Annotated in this window: 16 protein-coding genes; 10 read left to right on the top strand and 6 right to left on the bottom strand. The window is 57.0% G+C overall.

Features of this window, described 5'->3' with window-relative positions; genetic code table 11:
• The first annotated feature begins 157 nt into the window (after window positions 1–157).
• The 3 genes from SH661x_RS05585 to glpQ all read left to right on the top strand — a co-directional run bounded on the left by SH661x_RS05585 (window position 158) and on the right by glpQ (window position 2,989).
• Window positions 158–1,147 carry a malate dehydrogenase gene (locus tag SH661x_RS05585; RefSeq protein ID WP_437228858.1) on the top strand — a complete coding sequence of 330 codons (990 nt, stop codon included), beginning with the start codon at window positions 158–160 and terminating at the stop codon, window positions 1,145–1,147.
• Window positions 1,148–1,336: 189 nt separating this feature from the next.
• Entirely contained in the window at window positions 1,337–1,840 is a 504-nt protein-coding gene (locus SH661x_RS05580) for a host attachment protein (RefSeq protein WP_437228856.1), read from the top strand.
• Between the two features lie 210 nt (window positions 1,841–2,050).
• Entirely contained in the window at window positions 2,051–2,989 is a 939-nt protein-coding gene (gene glpQ, locus SH661x_RS05575; protein WP_437228854.1) for a glycerophosphodiester phosphodiesterase, read from the top strand.
• On the opposite strand, the gene SH661x_RS05570 is transcribed toward glpQ, so the two are convergent.
• The 3 genes from SH661x_RS05570 to SH661x_RS05560 all read right to left on the bottom strand — a co-directional run bounded on the left by SH661x_RS05570 (window position 2,970) and on the right by SH661x_RS05560 (window position 7,161).
• On the bottom strand, window positions 2,970–4,139 hold the full coding sequence (locus tag SH661x_RS05570; RefSeq protein WP_437228852.1) for a lactonase family protein: 1,170 nt from the start codon (window positions 4,137–4,139) through the stop codon (window positions 2,970–2,972). The genes glpQ and SH661x_RS05570 overlap by 20 nt on opposite strands.
• A 132-nt stretch (window positions 4,140–4,271) precedes the next feature.
• Window positions 4,272–5,591, bottom strand: a complete 1,320-nt coding sequence (locus SH661x_RS05565; protein WP_437228850.1) for a Gfo/Idh/MocA family oxidoreductase — start codon at window positions 5,589–5,591, stop codon at window positions 4,272–4,274.
• Window positions 5,592–5,811: 220 nt separating this feature from the next.
• Window positions 5,812–7,161: a GDSL-type esterase/lipase family protein gene (locus tag SH661x_RS05560; protein ID WP_437228848.1), complete on the bottom strand. Its 1,350-nt coding sequence runs from the start codon at window positions 7,159–7,161 to the stop codon at window positions 5,812–5,814.
• A gap of 314 nt (window positions 7,162–7,475) precedes the next feature.
• On the opposite strand from SH661x_RS05560, the gene SH661x_RS05555 reads away from it, so the two are divergent.
• From SH661x_RS05555 to SH661x_RS05535, 5 genes are all read left to right on the top strand, one after another.
• The gene (locus tag SH661x_RS05555; protein WP_437228846.1) at window positions 7,476–7,694 is read left to right on the top strand and encodes a hypothetical protein; all 219 of its coding nucleotides are present in this window, start codon (window positions 7,476–7,478) and stop codon (window positions 7,692–7,694) included.
• Between the two features lie 107 nt (window positions 7,695–7,801).
• Window positions 7,802–8,674 (top strand): hypothetical protein, encoded by an 873-nt coding sequence (locus tag SH661x_RS05550; protein WP_437228844.1) that lies wholly within the window; start codon window positions 7,802–7,804, stop codon window positions 8,672–8,674.
• A 161-nt stretch (window positions 8,675–8,835) separates the two neighbouring features.
• Complete coding sequence (locus SH661x_RS05545; protein ID WP_437228842.1) at window positions 8,836–9,117, top strand: hypothetical protein; 282 nt, start codon at window positions 8,836–8,838, stop codon at window positions 9,115–9,117.
• A gap of 418 nt (window positions 9,118–9,535) precedes the next feature.
• Window positions 9,536–10,477 carry a DUF3500 domain-containing protein gene (locus tag SH661x_RS05540; RefSeq protein WP_437228840.1) on the top strand — a complete coding sequence of 314 codons (942 nt, stop codon included), beginning with the start codon at window positions 9,536–9,538 and terminating at the stop codon, window positions 10,475–10,477.
• 93 nt (window positions 10,478–10,570) lie between these two features.
• Entirely contained in the window at window positions 10,571–10,810 is a 240-nt protein-coding gene (locus tag SH661x_RS05535; RefSeq protein WP_437228838.1) for a hypothetical protein, read from the top strand.
• A gap of 169 nt (window positions 10,811–10,979) precedes the next feature.
• Here the strand turns inward: SH661x_RS05535 and SH661x_RS05530 are convergent, their stop codons facing one another.
• Together SH661x_RS05530 and SH661x_RS05525 are read right to left on the bottom strand one after the other, a co-directional pair.
• Window positions 10,980–12,785 carry a S41 family peptidase gene (locus SH661x_RS05530; protein ID WP_437228836.1) on the bottom strand — a complete coding sequence of 602 codons (1,806 nt, stop codon included), beginning with the start codon at window positions 12,783–12,785 and terminating at the stop codon, window positions 10,980–10,982.
• Window positions 12,786–12,848: 63 nt separating this feature from the next.
• Window positions 12,849–13,055 carry a carbon storage regulator gene (locus SH661x_RS05525; RefSeq protein ID WP_437228834.1) on the bottom strand — a complete coding sequence of 69 codons (207 nt, stop codon included), beginning with the start codon at window positions 13,053–13,055 and terminating at the stop codon, window positions 12,849–12,851.
• A 540-nt stretch (window positions 13,056–13,595) separates the two neighbouring features.
• Here SH661x_RS05525 and ispF point away from each other — a divergent pair.
• Window positions 13,596–14,075: a 2-C-methyl-D-erythritol 2,4-cyclodiphosphate synthase gene (ispF, locus tag SH661x_RS05520; protein WP_437228832.1), complete on the top strand. Its 480-nt coding sequence runs from the start codon at window positions 13,596–13,598 to the stop codon at window positions 14,073–14,075.
• A gap of 87 nt (window positions 14,076–14,162) precedes the next feature.
• Here the strand turns inward: ispF and SH661x_RS05515 are convergent, their stop codons facing one another.
• Complete coding sequence (locus SH661x_RS05515; RefSeq protein ID WP_437228830.1) at window positions 14,163–15,482, bottom strand: YkgJ family cysteine cluster protein; 1,320 nt, start codon at window positions 15,480–15,482, stop codon at window positions 14,163–14,165.
• Window positions 15,483–15,851: 369 nt separating this feature from the next.
• Here SH661x_RS05515 and hflX point away from each other — a divergent pair, with 369 nt between their 5' ends.
• The gene (gene hflX, locus SH661x_RS05510) at window positions 15,852–17,180 is read left to right on the top strand and encodes a GTPase HflX (RefSeq protein WP_437228828.1); all 1,329 of its coding nucleotides are present in this window, start codon (window positions 15,852–15,854) and stop codon (window positions 17,178–17,180) included.
• The last annotated feature ends 329 nt before the right edge of the window (window positions 17,181–17,509 follow it).

Below are 17,509 nucleotides of genomic sequence, written 5' to 3'. Positions count from 1 at the left end.
CAGACTTTGTCTGGGGCACCCGGGGGCGGGAAATTCTTGTGGTAACTTCGCCCGATGACGAATTCCCCGCTCCCGGGCGGGACTCTCGATCTTCACCCTCCGCTTTGCTACAAAGGCCCCTTGGTCCGTTTTCTTGGCAATTCAGCAGGGTGATGTGATGGCGAAGCCGATTCGAGTGGCGATTACGGGGGCAGCGGGAAATATCGGGTATGCACTGGCGTTTCGGATCGCCAGCGGGGAAGTTTTCGGGCCGGATCAGCCTGTCCACCTGAATCTCATCGAAGTTCCCCCGGTCATGAAGTCGCTGACTGGCGTTGAAATGGAAATGGATGACTGTGCATTTCCCACGCTGGACGGCGTCACCCGCTGTGACAGCGATCACCTCGAAGACGCCTTCGCGGACTGCAACTGGGTGCTGTGCGTCGGCAGCATTCCCCGCAAAGCGGGTATGGAACGGGGTGACCTGATCCGCATCAACGGGCCGATCTTCACCAACACCGGCAAAGCCATTGCTGCCAGCGCCGCCAAAGACGTGCGGGTGCTCGTGATCGGGAACCCCTGCAACACGAACTGCCTGATCGCCATGAACAACGCTCCGAGCGTGCCCCGCGATCGCTGGTTCGCCATGACCATGCTCGATGAAAACCGTGCGAAGTCACAGCTGGCCAAGAAGGCAGGCCAGCCGGTGAAAGCAGTCAAGCACGTCGGAATCTGGGGAAATCATTCAGCCACTCAGTACCCGGACTTCTTCAACGCCACCATCAATGGCAAGAAGGCCACGGACGTCATCAAAGATGAAGCGTGGCTGAACAACGAGTTCATCCCCATTGTCCAGAAGCGGGGAGCTGCAGTGATTGAAGCCCGCGGAGCCAGCAGTGCAGCCAGCGCTGCCAACGCGGTGATCGACACCCTGACCGGCATTGTCCGCCCGACTGAAGCTGGCGATTGCTTCAGTGCAGCTATCTGCAGCGACGGCAGCTACGGCATCGATGAAGGTCTGATCTTCGGCTATCCGCTCACCAGCGATGGCCAGAACGTGAAGATCGTTCAGGGCCTGCAGCACAACGACTTCGCCCAGTCCAAGATCAAGGTCACGCTGGACGAACTGAAGAGCGAACGGGATACCGTCAAGGACCTGCTGCAGTAGTTTTGCAGTGGTCAAACCACAGAAAGCCCGGCCGGACAGGTCGGGCTTTTTTTGTTGCAATCTTCACTTCGTCAAGTGGCAATCGGGGGGCGAAAAAAATCTCGTTTTTCCCACCCGGGATGGCACACCGATCGCAACTCTTTCCTCCGTAGAATGAAATCGTCAGTGAATCTCACTCAAGGAGTTACGATGAGCTATCGACGAGAAGCGAGAGTTTCGGAAAACACCTGGATTCTGGTGGCGGATCGTGCCAAGGCGATCATTTTTCAGGCAATCTGGCCGAGACTCGACCACTTCGAGGAACTTCAGCGGATGGACAACCCGGACGGAGCGGCCCACCCGGAAGAAGTTCTGACGGATCGAGCAGGCAGGTTCACCAGTCACGGTATTACCAGTCAGTCCGGTCAGCCGCAAACCGATTTTCGTCATCGCACCGCCCAGGACTTTGCGATGGAAATTGTCCAGCGGCTGGAACAGGGCCGAACCGGGAATGAATTCGGGCGGTTGATGATCGTCGCCCCTGCCCTGATGCTGGGAGTTCTGCGGGATCAGCTCTCCGCTCCACTGGCGAAGATGGTCGTGCTTGAACTGCGCAAAGAACTGGTCGATGCCCGTATGGACGAGATTAAGGAACATGTCGATTGCGCACTGGCCGAGCAGAACGGGGCTGTGCTTGTGAACGGTCGCAGGTAATCTGACTTCAAGAATTTTTGAAACGCAGAGACCGCAGAGAACGCTGAGAAAATCAAAGAGGGAAGCCTTTAGTTCACTCTCTGATTGCTTCTCTGCGAACTCGGCGTTCTCTGCGTTTCAATATTTCTGAGAAACAGCTCTGGTCTTATGATGATCCCGGAAGTCCGGTCGACGTGATTTGTCGAGGGCTGCAATCGGGAACAGGGACCAGTGATCCAATCCGCACAGAGACCGCTCATCATCGCTCATCGTGGGGCTTCCGGGTATCTGCCGGAGCACACGCTGGAAGCCAAAGCGATGGCTCACGCCCAGCTCGTGGATTTTCTGGAGCAGGACGTCGTCCTCACCCGTGATGACGTGCCGATCGTCCTGCACGACATTCATCTGGATACCGTGACGGACGTTGCACGGATATTTCCGCACGCAGCGCGGGAGGATGGCCGGTATTACGCCATCGACCTGACCATCGAAGAAATTCGACAGCTGACGGTCTCGGAACGCTTTGACCCTGCGAGCGGTCAGGCTGTTTTCCCGAACCGGTTTCCGCCCCATCAGGGTCGGTTCCGTATCCCGACGCTGCGGGAGGAACTCGAATTCATCCGGGGCCTGAACCGCAGCACGGGACGAATCGCCGGAATCTATCCGGAGATCAAGCAGCCGCAGTTTCATCGGGTTGCCGGGAAGGACATCAGCCGCATCGTCCTTCAGGTTTTGAACGAATGCGAATACACAAACCGGGATGACCTCTGCTTTGTGCAGTGTTTTGACCCGGATGAACTGCTGCGAATCCGGGAGGAGCTTGGCTGCCGGATGAAACTGATTCAGCTCCTTGAAGATCGGGAATGCCAGGCGGCACTCGAGAGTCCCGGCAAGCTCCGTGAAACCATGCAGGACATCGCTCGATACGCCGATGGAATCGGACCGGCATTGACCGGCGTCTTCCAGAACACCAAGAGAACCGGACTGGCCGATGCAGCCCACGCTGCCGGCCTGGCTGTGCATCCGTGGACCTACCGCGCGGACGCGGTGTCTGCGGGATTCAGCAGCTTTGAAGATCTGCACGCAGCCAGTCTGGCAGCGGGGGTCGATGGCGTCTTTACGGACTTCCCCGACCGGAGCCGCGAACTGCTCAGGACTTTGACGCCTTGAACTTGATGCAGACCGGGTTCGGGACCTCAATGACTTCGCCTGTGGGAGTGAGCTTGCCGGTCTTCTGATCGATCCGGAACACGACAATCGTGCTGCTCTCCTGATTGGCGGCCAGCAGGTACTCCCCGGTCGGATCGATGCGGAAGTTGCGCGGAACCTTCCCTTCGGTCGAAGTCGCTCCGAGGAACTTCAGCGTCCCGTCCTCGCCGATGCTGTAGGTCGCGATACTGTTGGGACCGCGGTTGGACAGGTAGGCGAATTTTCCGTTCGGGTGGACGAGAACTTCCGCTGTGCTCCCTTCAGCGGGGACTCCTTCAGGGAGAGTGGTCAGAGTCTGACGAAGCGCGAGGGTCCCCTGCTCTTTGTCGAAGTCGAAGGAGTTGATTTTGAAATTTCGTTCGTTGTTGTTGTACGCCCATTTCCCGTTGGGATGAAACGTAAAATGGCGGGGGGCGGTCTGCGGTCCCGTCGTGACACTGGCTGGCGAATGGGGCTTGAGCCCACCCGTCTTCGAATCGAATTCGTAAATGAACAGCTCATCCAGTCCGGCATCGGCGGCGATGGCGAATCGTTCATCGGGGGTCAATACGATCGAGTGGCCACGGGCTCTTTTGTGTTCCGCTTCATCCTTGCCGTGATCGATTACGACGGTCGGTTTTCCCAGCGAGCCGTCGGCCTGAATGGGAATGCTGGAAACGCTGCCGCCGGTGTAATTCGCCACCAGTGCGTGTTTCGAGTTGGAGTCGATCCAGACATAGCAGGCGATCGGGCCGCCGCTGGGCTGCGTGTTGAGTTGCTTGAGGTCTCCCGTTTTCTCATCCACCTCAAACGCGACCAGCCAACCCGTCGGCTTGGAATCGGGCCCCGGTTCACTCACTTCCTCCACGGCATACAAAAACTCTTCCGTGGGATTGAAGGAGAGGAATGAAGGGTTGTTCAGCTTGGCTGCGACAACAGGCTTGGTCGCTTTTCCGGTCGCAGGATCGAATTCGAACCGGTAAATCCCCTCGCCATCTCCGTCCGTGTAAGCCCCGACGTAGACGTGGTACTTCCCGGCAGGTTCGGCAGCTTGCACGCTTCCACTGCTCAGGAGACACACGCCGAACTGCATGGAAACCAACATCGCCAAGGCGGCCGGGAACAATTTCATGGAGGGCATCCGATAGGAACAATTCAGACAGTCGAAAGAACTTTTTGCAGCGGTTCGTTGAGCCACAGTGAAACTCAGACACGCTGAGCCGCTTCATAGATTGAGCGGCTCAGCGTGCAACACGAGTTCACATTACGACATCACCTGAGTGACGCCAGGGACGGGGATCGGATAAGCGCCGTCCGGTCCGGGAACGGTCGGAGGCGTGGCGTCGAAGCCGAATTCTTTCGGCATGATGCTCAGGCCTTTTTCGAGCGCATCCTGCATCTTGATCTCCTTACCGGAGTAGGTGCACATCCGGCCGAGGATCGATGTCATGGTGCTCATGGCGCCATTCTCAGCTTCGTTGAATTCTTCGCCTTTGCGAATGGCGGAGAAGAGGACGTCATGCTCAACCTGATACGGATTGGGATTCTCGCCGCGGTAGCGCGAGCCCTTTCCGCCGTCGAAGAGTTGCAGCACGCCGGAGCTGGGATCGATGATCCCCTGCGTGGTATGAACGCGTTCTTCGACCGGGTTCCAGCAGTTCTTGATGTGGCGGCACTGACTCATCATCACGGTGCCATCCGCGTAGGTGAACTCACAGGCGTGATGATCGAAGATTTCCCCGTACTTGGGGTCTTTGCGAACTTCGCGTCCCCCCATGCCATTGGCGCTGACCGGATATCCCTTCATCACCCAGTTCCCGACATCCAGATTGTGGATGTGCTGTTCGCAGATGTGATCCCCGCACAGCCAGTTGTAGTAGTACCAGTTCCGCATCTGGTACTCCATTTCCGACTTGCACTGCTCGCGAGTGACTCGTGGTTCCCAGACGCCGGCGCTGTTCCAGTAGACGCGCAGTGCCCGAACGTCTCCGAACTCACCGTCGTGAATCCGCTTGATCGTTTCGACATACCCGGGCTGATGGTGCCGCTGCAGACCGACTCCCACCTTCAGGTTCTTTTCTTTTGCTTTGCGAGCGGTCTCAAGCACCTGCCGGACTCCCGGAGCGTCCACCGCCACCGGTTTTTCCATGAAGACGTGCTTCCCCTGCTCCACAGCGTACTGGAACTGCATGGGACGGAAGCCGGGTGGAGTTGCAAGAATGACAACGTCCACACCCGCATCGATCACCTGCTTGTAGGCATCGAATCCAACAAACTTACGGGCTTCTTCGACGTCCACTTCAGCATCCGGACGTCCCGAAACGGCCTGCTGAATGTTTCGAAGGGCTCCATCGATCTGATCACGGAACGCATCCCCCATGGCGACGAGCTTCGTGTTTCCATCTGTTGAAAGCGCCTGCGCAGCAGCTCCCGATCCGCGTCCGCCGCAACCGACCAGACCGATTTTGATCGTGTCATCGCCAGCCGCATATGCCCCCGAAGAAAGGCTGGTCAACAGGCCGGTTCCCATTGCAGCTGCAATGGAAGAAGTCTTCAAAAAGTCACGTCGAGTCGGTTCGGACATCTTTGCTTTTCCTTCGTTGGTAGGCTTCTGGAATTGCTGGAATCGGTGAGATTGACCTGCAGACGTTTGGGACAGCCTGAGTTGATGTGATCAGGCTGCGGATGATTATCTTGGCAGAACACACTGCCCGAAGTACACCCATCAGCGCCTGCCTGTCCGACATTTCATCGAGAATGAACTGATATCTCGTTCTTCTCGCAGACTCCTTTCACTCTCTGCCCTATGGGAGGGGAACAATTTCAAATTTCAATGGAGTCGGGTGAGCGGCTTCGCGGATCTTGGCGTCCGCCTCCTCCACCTTGATGGTCAGTTCGTCCAGTTTCTTCACGAGCTCAGCATCGGCCTCCGGGGCGTGTGCTGCCTGTGACAACTTTCGCCACTGACCGACCAGATCTTCCTTCGCAGCGACCGCTTTCAGAATTGAAGTTCCCTGAACGGCAATTGGATTCTGGCTCTCCGGAAGCATCTCCGGCCCATAAGCGGTCAGATTCACTCCCTCGGCCAGCTGCAGTGACGTCAACTCTGCAACGGTCACGGAGTTGATCTTCAACGCGTACTTGCCTTCCTTCAATCCGCTCACCTGCAGCGTGTACTTACTCAATGCAAAGACCGTTGGAGCAATCGGCAGGACAGCGACGGCCTGTTCGGGAATCGGAAAAGGAAGGCAACCATCCAGCCGTTCGAAGGAAAGTCCTTTTTCATCCGCGGTGACCATCGTCACTTCGCATCCCTTGGCGACAATACTTTTCCCATCGGCGTTCATGGAGACGCTGCTGACAAAGCCGTCTGCTCCCAGCCCTTCCAGCAAGGCAGCTGCCATCATGAGCTGCCCACAAGGGCCCGGGTGAACGGGGTCTCCCTGCAGCGAAACCGGCTTAAGGGGTTGTGCATCCTGCGCCTTGAGGAACTCCCGCAGATGTTCCACTCCGACGACAGTATCGTTCGCTGCGATTGGACGTGCTGTCACCATGAGATTGGCGACCAGTTCGTTCGGCTTGTTGTGCCCCCACAGGTCAAACAGGGCATGAAACTGATCGGCGTAGGGAAGCTGGGCTTTGTCGGCGACTTTCGCCAGTTCTGTCGAGTATTCATGCAACCTTTGATTGCGGTTGCCGGCCGGAAGATTGTCCATTGTCGTGCCGTCATTGACGGGACTGGGGGCCAACAGGATCGGGCGGGCGTGAATGGACTCCACCCGTTCGATCCAGGTTTTCATGTTCTCAATGAACTTCTCCGTCGGAGTGCTTCCGGAATCGTTCATCCCCAGTTCGACAGAAACAACGGTGGGCTTCCAGGCAGCAATGTCATAGTCAAAGCGAGCCAGCGTGCTGGGAATGGTGTGCCCTCCCACGCCGGAGTTTCGGAACGCGAACTTCAAACCGGGATACCGGGCGTAACAGAACGCTTCGAAGTAGTTGGAGTGCAGATGCTGGGCGGTGATACTGTCCCCAGCCATCACCCAGATGTCTCCATTCTGCAGCGGGAACTTCTTGGCTGGCACCTCCGCATGAGCTGTCGCCATCCACCCCAGGACCAGAACAGCCAAGACTCCGTGGAATACTGATTGCATTCGAGTTCCTTCATCCGGGGGACAACATGGCAGGAGGTTCTGTCAAAATTCTTGCCGATTCGACTGCGGAAGACCAGTATTAGGGAGTCGAGAGTTGAGAGACGAGAGTCCAGAGCAAAAAATCCCACCGGCTCTCACCCCACTACCCACTACCCACTACCCACTACCCACTACCCACTACCCACTACCCACTACCCACTTGCTTCCTTCAGAACAGACTTGGAACTACAGAAACTCCTTTGTCAGCAGAGACGGCAGAAAGTAGACTGAACGATCTGATCGTCGCGGATGTCCTTCAAACTTCAGGTGCCCAATTGAGCAAGAGTCATGACCACGGTGAAGGTGGCCATCACCATGACCATTCCCACAAGCCGAAACCTCCCAGCAAGGGAATGCAGCGGCATCACGTCTTCATGCTGGTAGGCGCCGTTCTGATGCTGGCAGCCATGGTGGCGTATATCTTTTCCTTCGATGAGTCCGTACAGCCTGGTGGTGCACCAGCACAGGAAGTTCCGGCCGACGCTGCGCTGTAATCCTCTTGCAAACCCGTGTCTGTGAACGATGATCCGGATGTGCACGCATCCGGGTCACTCAGACATGAGTGATGACAGGCACTTGTTTCGAATGACAGGTGACTCTGATGGAAACTCGGGATTTCGCCGTTCGTTCTTCGATGCTCTGCATCTGCCTGAGCTGGCTGGCGCTCTCTGGACTCTGCTGCCTGGGCGAGGAACCTTCCGCCCCCAAAGCCACTCCCGAGACTGCTCCGCCAACGGCCTCCAGTTCGGTTTCTGCCACAAGTCTGCAGGACCTGCGAACTCGCGTCGGGCAGGAACTGGTGATCTCGGGCGACGTGACCCGCATCGGAACTTCCGCCACCGGGCACCGCTTCATCAACTTCGCAGGCAACCCGGAACTCAGCGTCTTCATCTCCTCCGAAGACGTGTCGAAATTCCAGCCCGACACTCCGGAAAAACTTTACGCTGGCAAGTCGATCGAAGTTTCGGGAAAGCTTGAGCGATTCAACGACAAGCTGCAGGTGCGGGTCCGATCGCCCGACGCCATCAAATTCATTGAAAAGCCTCGCGGGCCGCCAGATCAGGGGAAGCCTCCCCGTCCTGCTCCCGTTGAACTGAAATCGACCGGCAAAGACAGGTGGATCAGCCCTGCCGGCCTGAAATACGAAGGCCGCGACCCGGACGGAAAGACTCGCAAGGAACATGTTCTGCGACACGCCCGAGACATCCCGAATCGCGACGGCCCACATGGCGTGTTCGATGGCGGAGAAGAACTGGCATTCGCGTGGATCGACGCTGCCTGGGAAAAGATCCAGAAACAGAAGATCCGCCCCAGAACGGAAGATGGCCGAGACGTTTATACCGTGAACATGGGACAGCGGGTCGGATACATGGGGGGCGAATTCGGAGGCCGCGCGGGCCACCCTGCCCTCGACAGGATCTTCCTGGTGCTGCGCCAGGGAACCACGGAAGTGGTGACGGCGTTTCCGAAGTAGGGGTCAGGGGTCAGGGGTCAGGGGTCAGGGGTCAGGGGTCAGGGAAAAGATGTGAGGCGATTTCCGAATGGTTGGCAATCTTTGAGAACGGCATCGCGATCGAAAATCTTTCAGCTGGCGGCTGATCGCTGACAGCTCATCGCTTCAAACCTGAGTTGAACATGAAAAAAGCCTCGCCGCGTCCGCATCTGGGGAGCTGCCCGCTCTGCGAACAGGGCCTGATTCGCATCGCGCGGTGCCCGCATTGCGAAGAGTGGTCCGCCATCTGCGATGACTGCGAAGCCATCTGGGGAGACCCGCATGCTGTCTTCGACGCCAAGCCCAACAGCCAGCACCCCTATTGCCCCCACTGCAAAGAATCAGTCCGCAAATGGTCATTCGGAACAAAACAGGAGATCAGCAAAGCCGGCTTCGCAGACCTCATCGAAGGGACGTCGCAGTGACGAGGAAGATTTGGATTAGAACCACGGAAGGGCACGGAATTCACGGAAAAAGCAACAAAGAAGAGGAACCGCGAATCGAACGAATATTGCGAATGGATTTTCGTGACTTGTAAAGCTGAGTATTGGCCTGGAACAACAGACCCTACCCTGCCTTATCAATCTCAATTCGCCTGATTCGCGATTCCTCCACTGAACTTTTCTTCTCTGCGCCCCAGCGTCTCTGCGCGAGTCTCGACTTCGCATTTCTCCCCTCAGGTGGCAGCGTAGGCATCATCCACTATGATGCGGTCCTATCCAAAATCTCCTACCTGAGGACCTACCTGATATGAAACTGCCGGCTCGACTACTCACCTGTGCTGTATTGATTTTCACATGTGCAGCCACCCACGCAGCTGACGCTGCCGCCTCAGGAAAAGCCATGACCGAGGCTGCACAGAAGATTCTGGCAGCACTCTCTCCCCAACAGCTCAAAAAAGCCTCCATGGATTTCGACAATCCAGCCCGGCTGGACTGGCACAATATCCCCAAGCCCGAACGCAAGGGGCTGCAGATCCGCGAAATGTCTCCTGAACAGCGAGTCCTCTGTCACAACCTGCTGCAGGCTGCCTTGAGCGAAAGCGGCTACGAAAAAGCTGTCCGCATCATGTCGCTGGAAAACAATCTCTTCGTCGGTGAAGGAAAAGGGGCGATGCACCTGCGGGATCCCGAGCGCTATTTCCTCACGATCTTCGGCAAGCCGGCCCACGATTCAACCTGGGGCTGGAGCTTCGAAGGGCACCATCTGTCGCTCAACTTCGTGGTCAAGAACGATCAGGTGATTGGCGACACTCCCAGCTTCTGGGGAGCGAACCCTGCCACCGTGAAGATTTTTGTCGAGAAAGGCCCAGAAGTCGGCGTGCGGACACTCGCTGACGAAGAGCAACTGGCCTTCGACCTGGTGAACTCGCTGACCGCTGAGCAGAAGAAGAAAGCGATCATCGCGGAGAAAGCCCCTGCCGAATACCGCAACGGCGGCAATCCGGTTCCCCCCGTGTCGAATCCCCCCGAGGGCATCGCCGGCTCGGACCTGACAGAAGCCCAGCAGAAAACATTGTGGTCATTGCTGGAGACCTACAACAGCCATCTGGCTGACGACGTGGCAGCGGTTCGCCTGGACGAAATCAAAGACTCCGGCCTGAACGATGTGCATTTCGCCTGGCTGGGCGCGACTCAACCGGGCATCGGGCATTCCTACCGCGTGCAAGGCCCAGCGTTCGTGCTGGAACTGATCAACGTGCAGTCCGACCCCGCTGGCAACCCGGCCAACCACATCCACTCCGTCTGGCGCAGCCTGAAGCGCGAGTTTGGGGAGATGAAGTAGCTGAGAGACGAGAGCCAAGAGTCCAGAGCAGAAACCAAGGCCCGGTGGCTACAATGGCCCGGGCCTTTTTGATGGTGTTAAGGAATCAAGTACATGAAAGAAAGTGCCCGGTATGTGAAGATTGTCGAGTGGTCGGAAGAGGACAACTGTTATGTCGGCAGTTCTCCCGGCCTGCTGTACGGCGGCTGTCACGGTGATGATGAGCAACAGGTATTTGAAGAGCTGTGCCGCATCGTCGAAGAGACCGTGAAGATTTACCATTTGGATGGAAAGCCGCTTCCGCCAGCCACCTCTGGTCGGGATTTCGCAAACAAGATGCTGGATGTCGCTTGAACAACATCAAGATGGCACTGGCGGCCCTGTCTCTCACGCTCGCGGCTCCGTGCTTCAGAGACGTCCATCGAAACGTTAAACACACTCCGACAAAACAAAAAAACCCGGGGGCACTTTGCCACCGGGTTCTCTTTTCACTAGTCCCTAGTCTCTCGACCCTCGACCATTCTTACTGTTCCCGGACGCCAGCTGGGTACTGTCGCACGGGCTGGGTGCTGGTCAGCGGGTTGCCGTAGTTGAAGCCGGGGTTCACGACGGGGCTGGTTCCGTAGTTGTAGGTGGGGGCGGTCACTGCTTTGCCGGAGAGGACAGCCACCATCTGGGAAGGAACTCCGTTCGCAAAAACCTGTCGAGCAGTCTGCACATCGTTGTCGTTATTGCTGATCCGGGATCCTTCCACTGCAGCCACAGCCACATCGGGAGTCACACCGGATCCTGCCATTTCACGTCCGTTGGGGGAGTAGAACTTGGCAGTCGTCAACTTCAGGATCGCGGAGACACTCTTCATCGGGAAGTGAGTCTGGACAGTTCCCTTTCCGTATGAAGTCCGTCCCACAATCACACCTCGCTGATTTTCCTGAATCGCTGCTGCGAAAATTTCGCTGGCACTTGCGGAGTTGTCGTCCACCAGCACCACCAGCGGCACGCTCCAGGTCTTCGGCTGAGTAGCCGTTTCCACCGTGTTGTCAGATGCATTCCGGCCTTTGGTCGAGACGATCGTTCCGCGGGGCAGAAACATATCCGAGATGTCCACACATTCATCCAGCAGGCCACCGGGGTTGCCTCGCAGGTCGAAGATCAGGCTCTTCATTCCCTGGTTGTGCAGGGTGAACAGTGCCTTTTCCAGATCTTCAGCCGACGATTCGGAGAACTGCTTCAAGCGGATGTAACCCGTTCCATTCACCGTATCAATCATCTTGGTTCCGGTGACGCTGCTCACGTAGAAGCTACGACGAGTGGCAGTCCCTCGGAATCGCTGACCATTTCGGAGAATCTCCAGGGTCACGGAAGTTCCGGCCGAGCCGGCGAGCTTGTCTGCAACTTCATTCAGGGTCTTTCCAGCCATGTTCTGACCGTTGACGGCCACGATCAGGTCTCCTTCCTGCAGCCCCAGCTGAGCAGCGGGGCTGTTTTCAATCACTCCTACCAGCTCCACCCCCTGGGCATGCCCTTTCAGTTCGACACCGATTCCGACGAGGTTCTCATCGAGACCAGCAGTCTGCACCAGATCAATCATCGCCCCCGGTGTGGCTCCGGCCGTTTCCGGCAGGAAGGCTGAGTACTTGTCCAGAGAGTCCATCGTTGAATTCAGGAACTCCAGTCCGACAGCTTCCCGGCGAATCCCGGTACCGCGGTTCACAATTTCAGCAGTATTCTGCATCATCGCGACAGCCCCGTTCACATCGCGAGCCGGCTGAGCCTGCACCATCTGCATCAGCTGAGACTGCACGCTCTGAATCGACTGAGCCGAAACGTTGGCCCGGTTGACCTGCAGGAAGTGCTGGTTGTTGAGGGCATTGATCACTCCCTGCACTGCATTCCGGGTACGGGTTTCGTAGGCAGGAGGATCCACGTGCCGCTGATCGACCATCTGGGACAATTCACGGTAAACACTGGCCAGCTGCTGCAGGCTGGTCCGGGCCAGGAATCCCTGCATCTTGGCGTCGGTTGCCCGGCTGCTGATCTTTGCCTGTGAAAGGTCAGCTTCAGGAGCAACGTTCCCGCCAGTGATGGCGGTCTTGAGTGGGATGACGTCCTCCCGGGCGAGAGGAATCCCATCTTCGGACACAATTTTGATTTCGTGGCGGACCTGAACAACCGGACCCGCTTCGACATTCACATTGACGGGGACTGCGTTGATCACGGTGGTCTTCACGACCGGATCGGCAGCTTGCGAGAAACCACAGGCCAGCACCACGGTGAGAACCAGGGCCAGGACCAGCGAGTTATTCAAGAGTGTGTTGTGAGTCTTCATAGGAGTCATTCCTGTCAGAAGTATGTGGGGAAGTTTCGTAGGGTCAAATTCTTTACGGAGATTTCATTGAGCAACCAGTGAAGTTGCATCTGGAACGGGCAGCGTATTCATCCTTTGAACGCTGGTGAGGATCTCTCCCCGCAGCACTCGCGTCGTCACCGGAGCCTCGATTCCGATTTTCGTCTTTCCGTTACCGCATGCAATCACTTTGATCACAATTGAGTCACCAATCAAAATCGTTTCAGCCTTTTTTCTTGTCAGAACCAACATAGCTTTACTCCTGTTCCTTGGAAAATTCGACAAACTTTGTCATGTCCTGGCGAGTCATCTGATCTTGACTTAACCCCTCGCCATCTGCTGAAGACCTAAAGCACGGAGTGTGCCAACCGTAAATCTCAACCCACACAACTTTCCACAAACCACTACTGCTTCAGCATTTAAAAATATTTACACCCGCCAAATCGAACTGCTATTGACACAGACTCGGGATTTTCATTGCAAGTTCTTCCATGACTGGCGCCGCGAAATGGCGACCTTACAATCCGCCCGCCATCAAACTGTGGACGATCGGCAATCGCTGCCGGTCACGAGGCAATCAACAATGTCACTGAAGCGATGACAGATGACCTGGAAGTCGCTCCTCCAGTCGACGCGACCGGCAAACTCAACGTCATCAGCATAGAAGCTGTCCTTCGCGCCTTCAGACTGCGAGAATCCCGTGAGAGCATTCTCAGAAAGTACGAGCATCGATCCGCAGGCGATAACATGGGTCGAACATGCTCTGTGGGGAACTGAACGAAGGCGAATCAAATGCAGTATCGCGTTGGACTGGGACACGACACTCACCGAATCGAGCCCAATCACCGCCTCGTCATTGGGGGCGTTGAAGTGCCACACGAGCTCGGGTGCGTCGCCCACAGCGACGGTGACGTTCTCCTGCATGCATTAACTGACGCGATCCTGGGAGCGCTGGCCTGGGGTGATATCGGTGAGTGGTTTCCGGATACCGACCCCGCCTATCGCGGAGCCGATTCCCAGGAGTTGCTTCGCAAAGTCCTCGAACGTGTGTTTGAAGAAGGCTGGCGGGTGGGCAATGCCGATTGCATCATCTTCGCCCAGCGACCCAAGCTGTCCGCGTTCAAAGTCCCAATCCGCGAACGAGTGGCAGAACTCCTTCAGGTCACTCCGGAGCAGGTGAGCGTCAAAGCGAAGACCGGCGAGCGGGTCGGGCCCATCGGCAGGGAAGAAGCGATTGCAGCCGAAGTGATCGTGATGCTCGAAAGAAAGTAGGGGCCGATGATTGATATGGACGCCCCACTCAATGCCGGTCCGCACAGCGGACCCTACCGACCTAAATACCGGTCCGCACTGCGGACCCTACCGGGCGATGAGTTTTTGAAGATCGCCGTTCGCAGCCAGATTCTTGACTCTCCTACGGGCAGGCCAATGACCTAAAGCGGGGGAATACCCATGCTGGTGGTCGACGATCGTTAATGCTGTCAACACATCTTCGTGCGTCACACTCACGCAGGGTCCGCTGTGCGGACCATTTTTCAACGTCACGTCCTTTCGATGGTCCGCACAGCGGACCCTACTGGCGGCCAGCCATCGGGCAATCCAAAGCACGACAGGGTAAACCAGCGACAAACTGTAGAAGCCTTCGACGACCGGCACGTGATAATACGCTGGCCCGCAGAAACTCAAACCCTGAATTTTGACCCGGAAATAACGGGTCAGCATCTCCTCGGATTCTGCTGTCAGCGTGACTGGGACTTCCTCAAGAAGTGAGAACGACACTTCAGCCAGTTGATCCTGCAGCTGCGGGAGGTTCCCCACCCCTCGAGCCAGTCGCATCGCGTTCTGAAACTGCCTCCATCGCCCCTTGAGCGAAGTATCAATACTGGCAGCGGTATCCTTCCGGGCGTACTGTCCTGCAAGAAGTCGAAACTGGGTGAGGCCGATTTTCGAGGGGGTGCCAAGTTCCTCAGGAACCTCCTCGATTTCGGACCTGGACGCCTCGTACAGTAATGTCAGCAGTTCCTGGAATCGCTCGCCACGGATCTTCTTCAACTTCGACTGAGCAACCAGATCGAGCCAGAAGATTGCCCGCAGCAACTTCACGACGACAGCAGTCCCCTCCTCTGCCATTGTCAGGTCGAGTAATTCGACTACCTGCATCGTATCCGCCCAGTCGAGCCGAGTCCGGGAGGTCAGCGACGGTGGGGGCGAATCGCGGAACTGCTCCGGGACAACCAGCCCGGCAAGTTGCTGCAGCTCACGCTTCTGTTGCAGCAGCGATTGACCTCGGTTCGCAGCCACCGACGGACAACTGAATCGCAGACTGACGGTCAATTGCCGCGAACCGGGGTGAAAGGCATACGGATAGATCCGGCACGCCAGCGGCTTGGCAGCTTCCCCGAACTTCGCATGGATTCGGCAGAGCCCCTTGTCATTCAGAAAAACGCAGGCTCCGTCAGGTTGATGCGCCAGGCGGGTTGTCTTTTGCCCCAGCCAATTCCGCTCTTCCACAAACAGCGGCTGACCGGCAGCAATGCCGTCCGCAGGAGTCCACTTCTGCCCTTCAATGCGGGCCCGCTCCTCCGGCGAGATCGTGATCGCATGCTCCCGGCAGCAACCGCCGCAGTTGTGGCAGCTCCAGTTCTGGATTGTCGGAAGTTGAAGGGGGAAATGTGACATGCGGAAATGATGGTGAGCAAAGCGGATTTCGTCTATTGTTCGATCCGGGTTTCTGAAGTGAACCTTTTTTCCAACCTGAATGTCTGAAATACCGCGATGTCGCCGACACCAAACAAGAATCGGATTTCTCCTCCAGCCTCGATCTCAGCGGAGTGTGACACACTTTCGTGAGATTCACTCTGGACCAGTTTGGTCTATCAGGTGCAGGCGATTCAGGGTTTTCACCGCATGAAAGCCCCGATGTTCGCCTGCGGAACGTGACAGATCTTTTGCAAAACTGCTCTAGGTTTGCTGCACCATCGCCCTAAAATGAACTGAGACCCGGCACGAAAATCCGTGTCGTTGAAATATCGAGAGGAGCCGAAGCGCTTGGGTGATCTACAACGAGAGTCGCTGAAAGTCCATTCCCGGAAATGCGTCCTTGTCGCCGTCCGGGATCAGGAGGGGGCGAAGCAGAAGGAACGGGTCTTCGATGAAATCTCCGGACTGGTCGAGACCGTCGGCTCAGAAGTCGTCGGGACACTGATGCAAACGCGGGAACGCCCCGACCCCGCCACGTACCTCGGCAAAGGGAAAGTGGCCGAACTCAAAGAGCTGATCAGCGCGACCGGAGCAGATCTGATCGTCTTCGACAACTATCTGTCCCCGTCACAGGGCAAGAACATTGAAGAAGGGACGAAGACCCAGGTCGTCGATCGCAGCGAAGTGATTCTCGACATCTTCGCCACCCACGCCCGGTCTTATGAATCCCAGCTGCAGGTGGAACTCGCCCAGCTGATGTATCTCCGCAACCGCCTGACCCGCATGTGGACCCACCTGGAACGCATCGAAGGGGGGATCGGCAGTGGAAAAGGTCCGGGGGAAAAGCAGCTGGAAACCGACCGACGCCTGATTGATAAACGGGTCGATGAGCTTCGCCGGAAGCTTGAAGGGGTTGAGAAGCGACGCGAATTGCAGGTCGCCAGTCGAACCGAGCACATGTCCGTTTCTCTCGTGGGTTACACCAACGCCGGCAAGAGCACACTCATGAACGCTCTGACGGACGCGGACGTTTTTGTCGCGGACCAGCTGTTCGCCACCCTCGACACCAAGACCCGCAAATGGAAGATCCCTCACTGGGGAGATGTTCTTCTCAGCGATACCGTCGGTTTCATTCAGAACCTGCCGCACCATCTCGTGGCTTCATTCCGTTCTACCCTGGCGGAGGCCCGCCATGCGGACCTGCTTCTGCATGTCGTCGATGCCAGCCATCCTGCCGCCCAGCAGCAGATTGATACCGTCAACGAGGTTCTCGATTCATTAGGAGTCAGCAGCGAGAATCCGATTCTCGTCCTGAACAAAGTGGATGCGACGGAAAACCGGGCAGCCATCGACGTGCTGCGGGCGAAGTACCCGGACTCCATTACGATCAGCGCGAAGAACAAGACCGGGCTCGAAAAGCTCGAGAAAGCGGTCGCTGAGCGGCTCGACAGCGGATACCTGCACGTGCGGGTGGAAAGTGACGTCAGCAACGGCCGCGTCCCGGCCTTCCTTTCCAAGCACGCAGAACTTTCCAGCACCGAGTACGTCGACAACCGCGTACACTTCGAAGGCCGCATTGCGAAGCGGTTCGTGCATCAGCTGATGCAGGTCGGAGCGGAAGTTACCACCGCCGACGGACAGCCTGTCCTCGTCACCGAGGAAGCAGATCCGTTTTGAAAGGCTAGACCAGTTTGGTCTATCATGTGCAGGCGATTCAGGATTTTCACCGCATGAAAGTCCATATGATCGCCTGCGGAACGTAATAGATTATTTGCAAAACCGCTCTAGACGCCTTTGACTGCGGGGGCGGGCAGGTGGATGGGACGCGGAATTGCCGCACTCGGAGAGTGCGGCGTACGTACCTCGCGCTCTCCGAGTGCGAGAATTCTCTCTCTCGCAAAACCGAACTGCCCGCAGACGCGGTCTAAAAAGTCGCCCACGGACAGGATTCAGTTTTCGGTTCAATTCGATCACACTATGAGAGCCTGAAAGACTCGTCTCTACTG

It is taken from the genome of Planctomicrobium stercoris, from assembly GCF_051465655.1.
Classification (GTDB): Bacteria; Planctomycetota; Planctomycetia; order Planctomycetales; family Planctomycetaceae; genus Planctomicrobium.
Note: the sequence above shows the minus strand (reverse complement) of the source record. Positions and strands in the feature narration are given on the sequence as shown.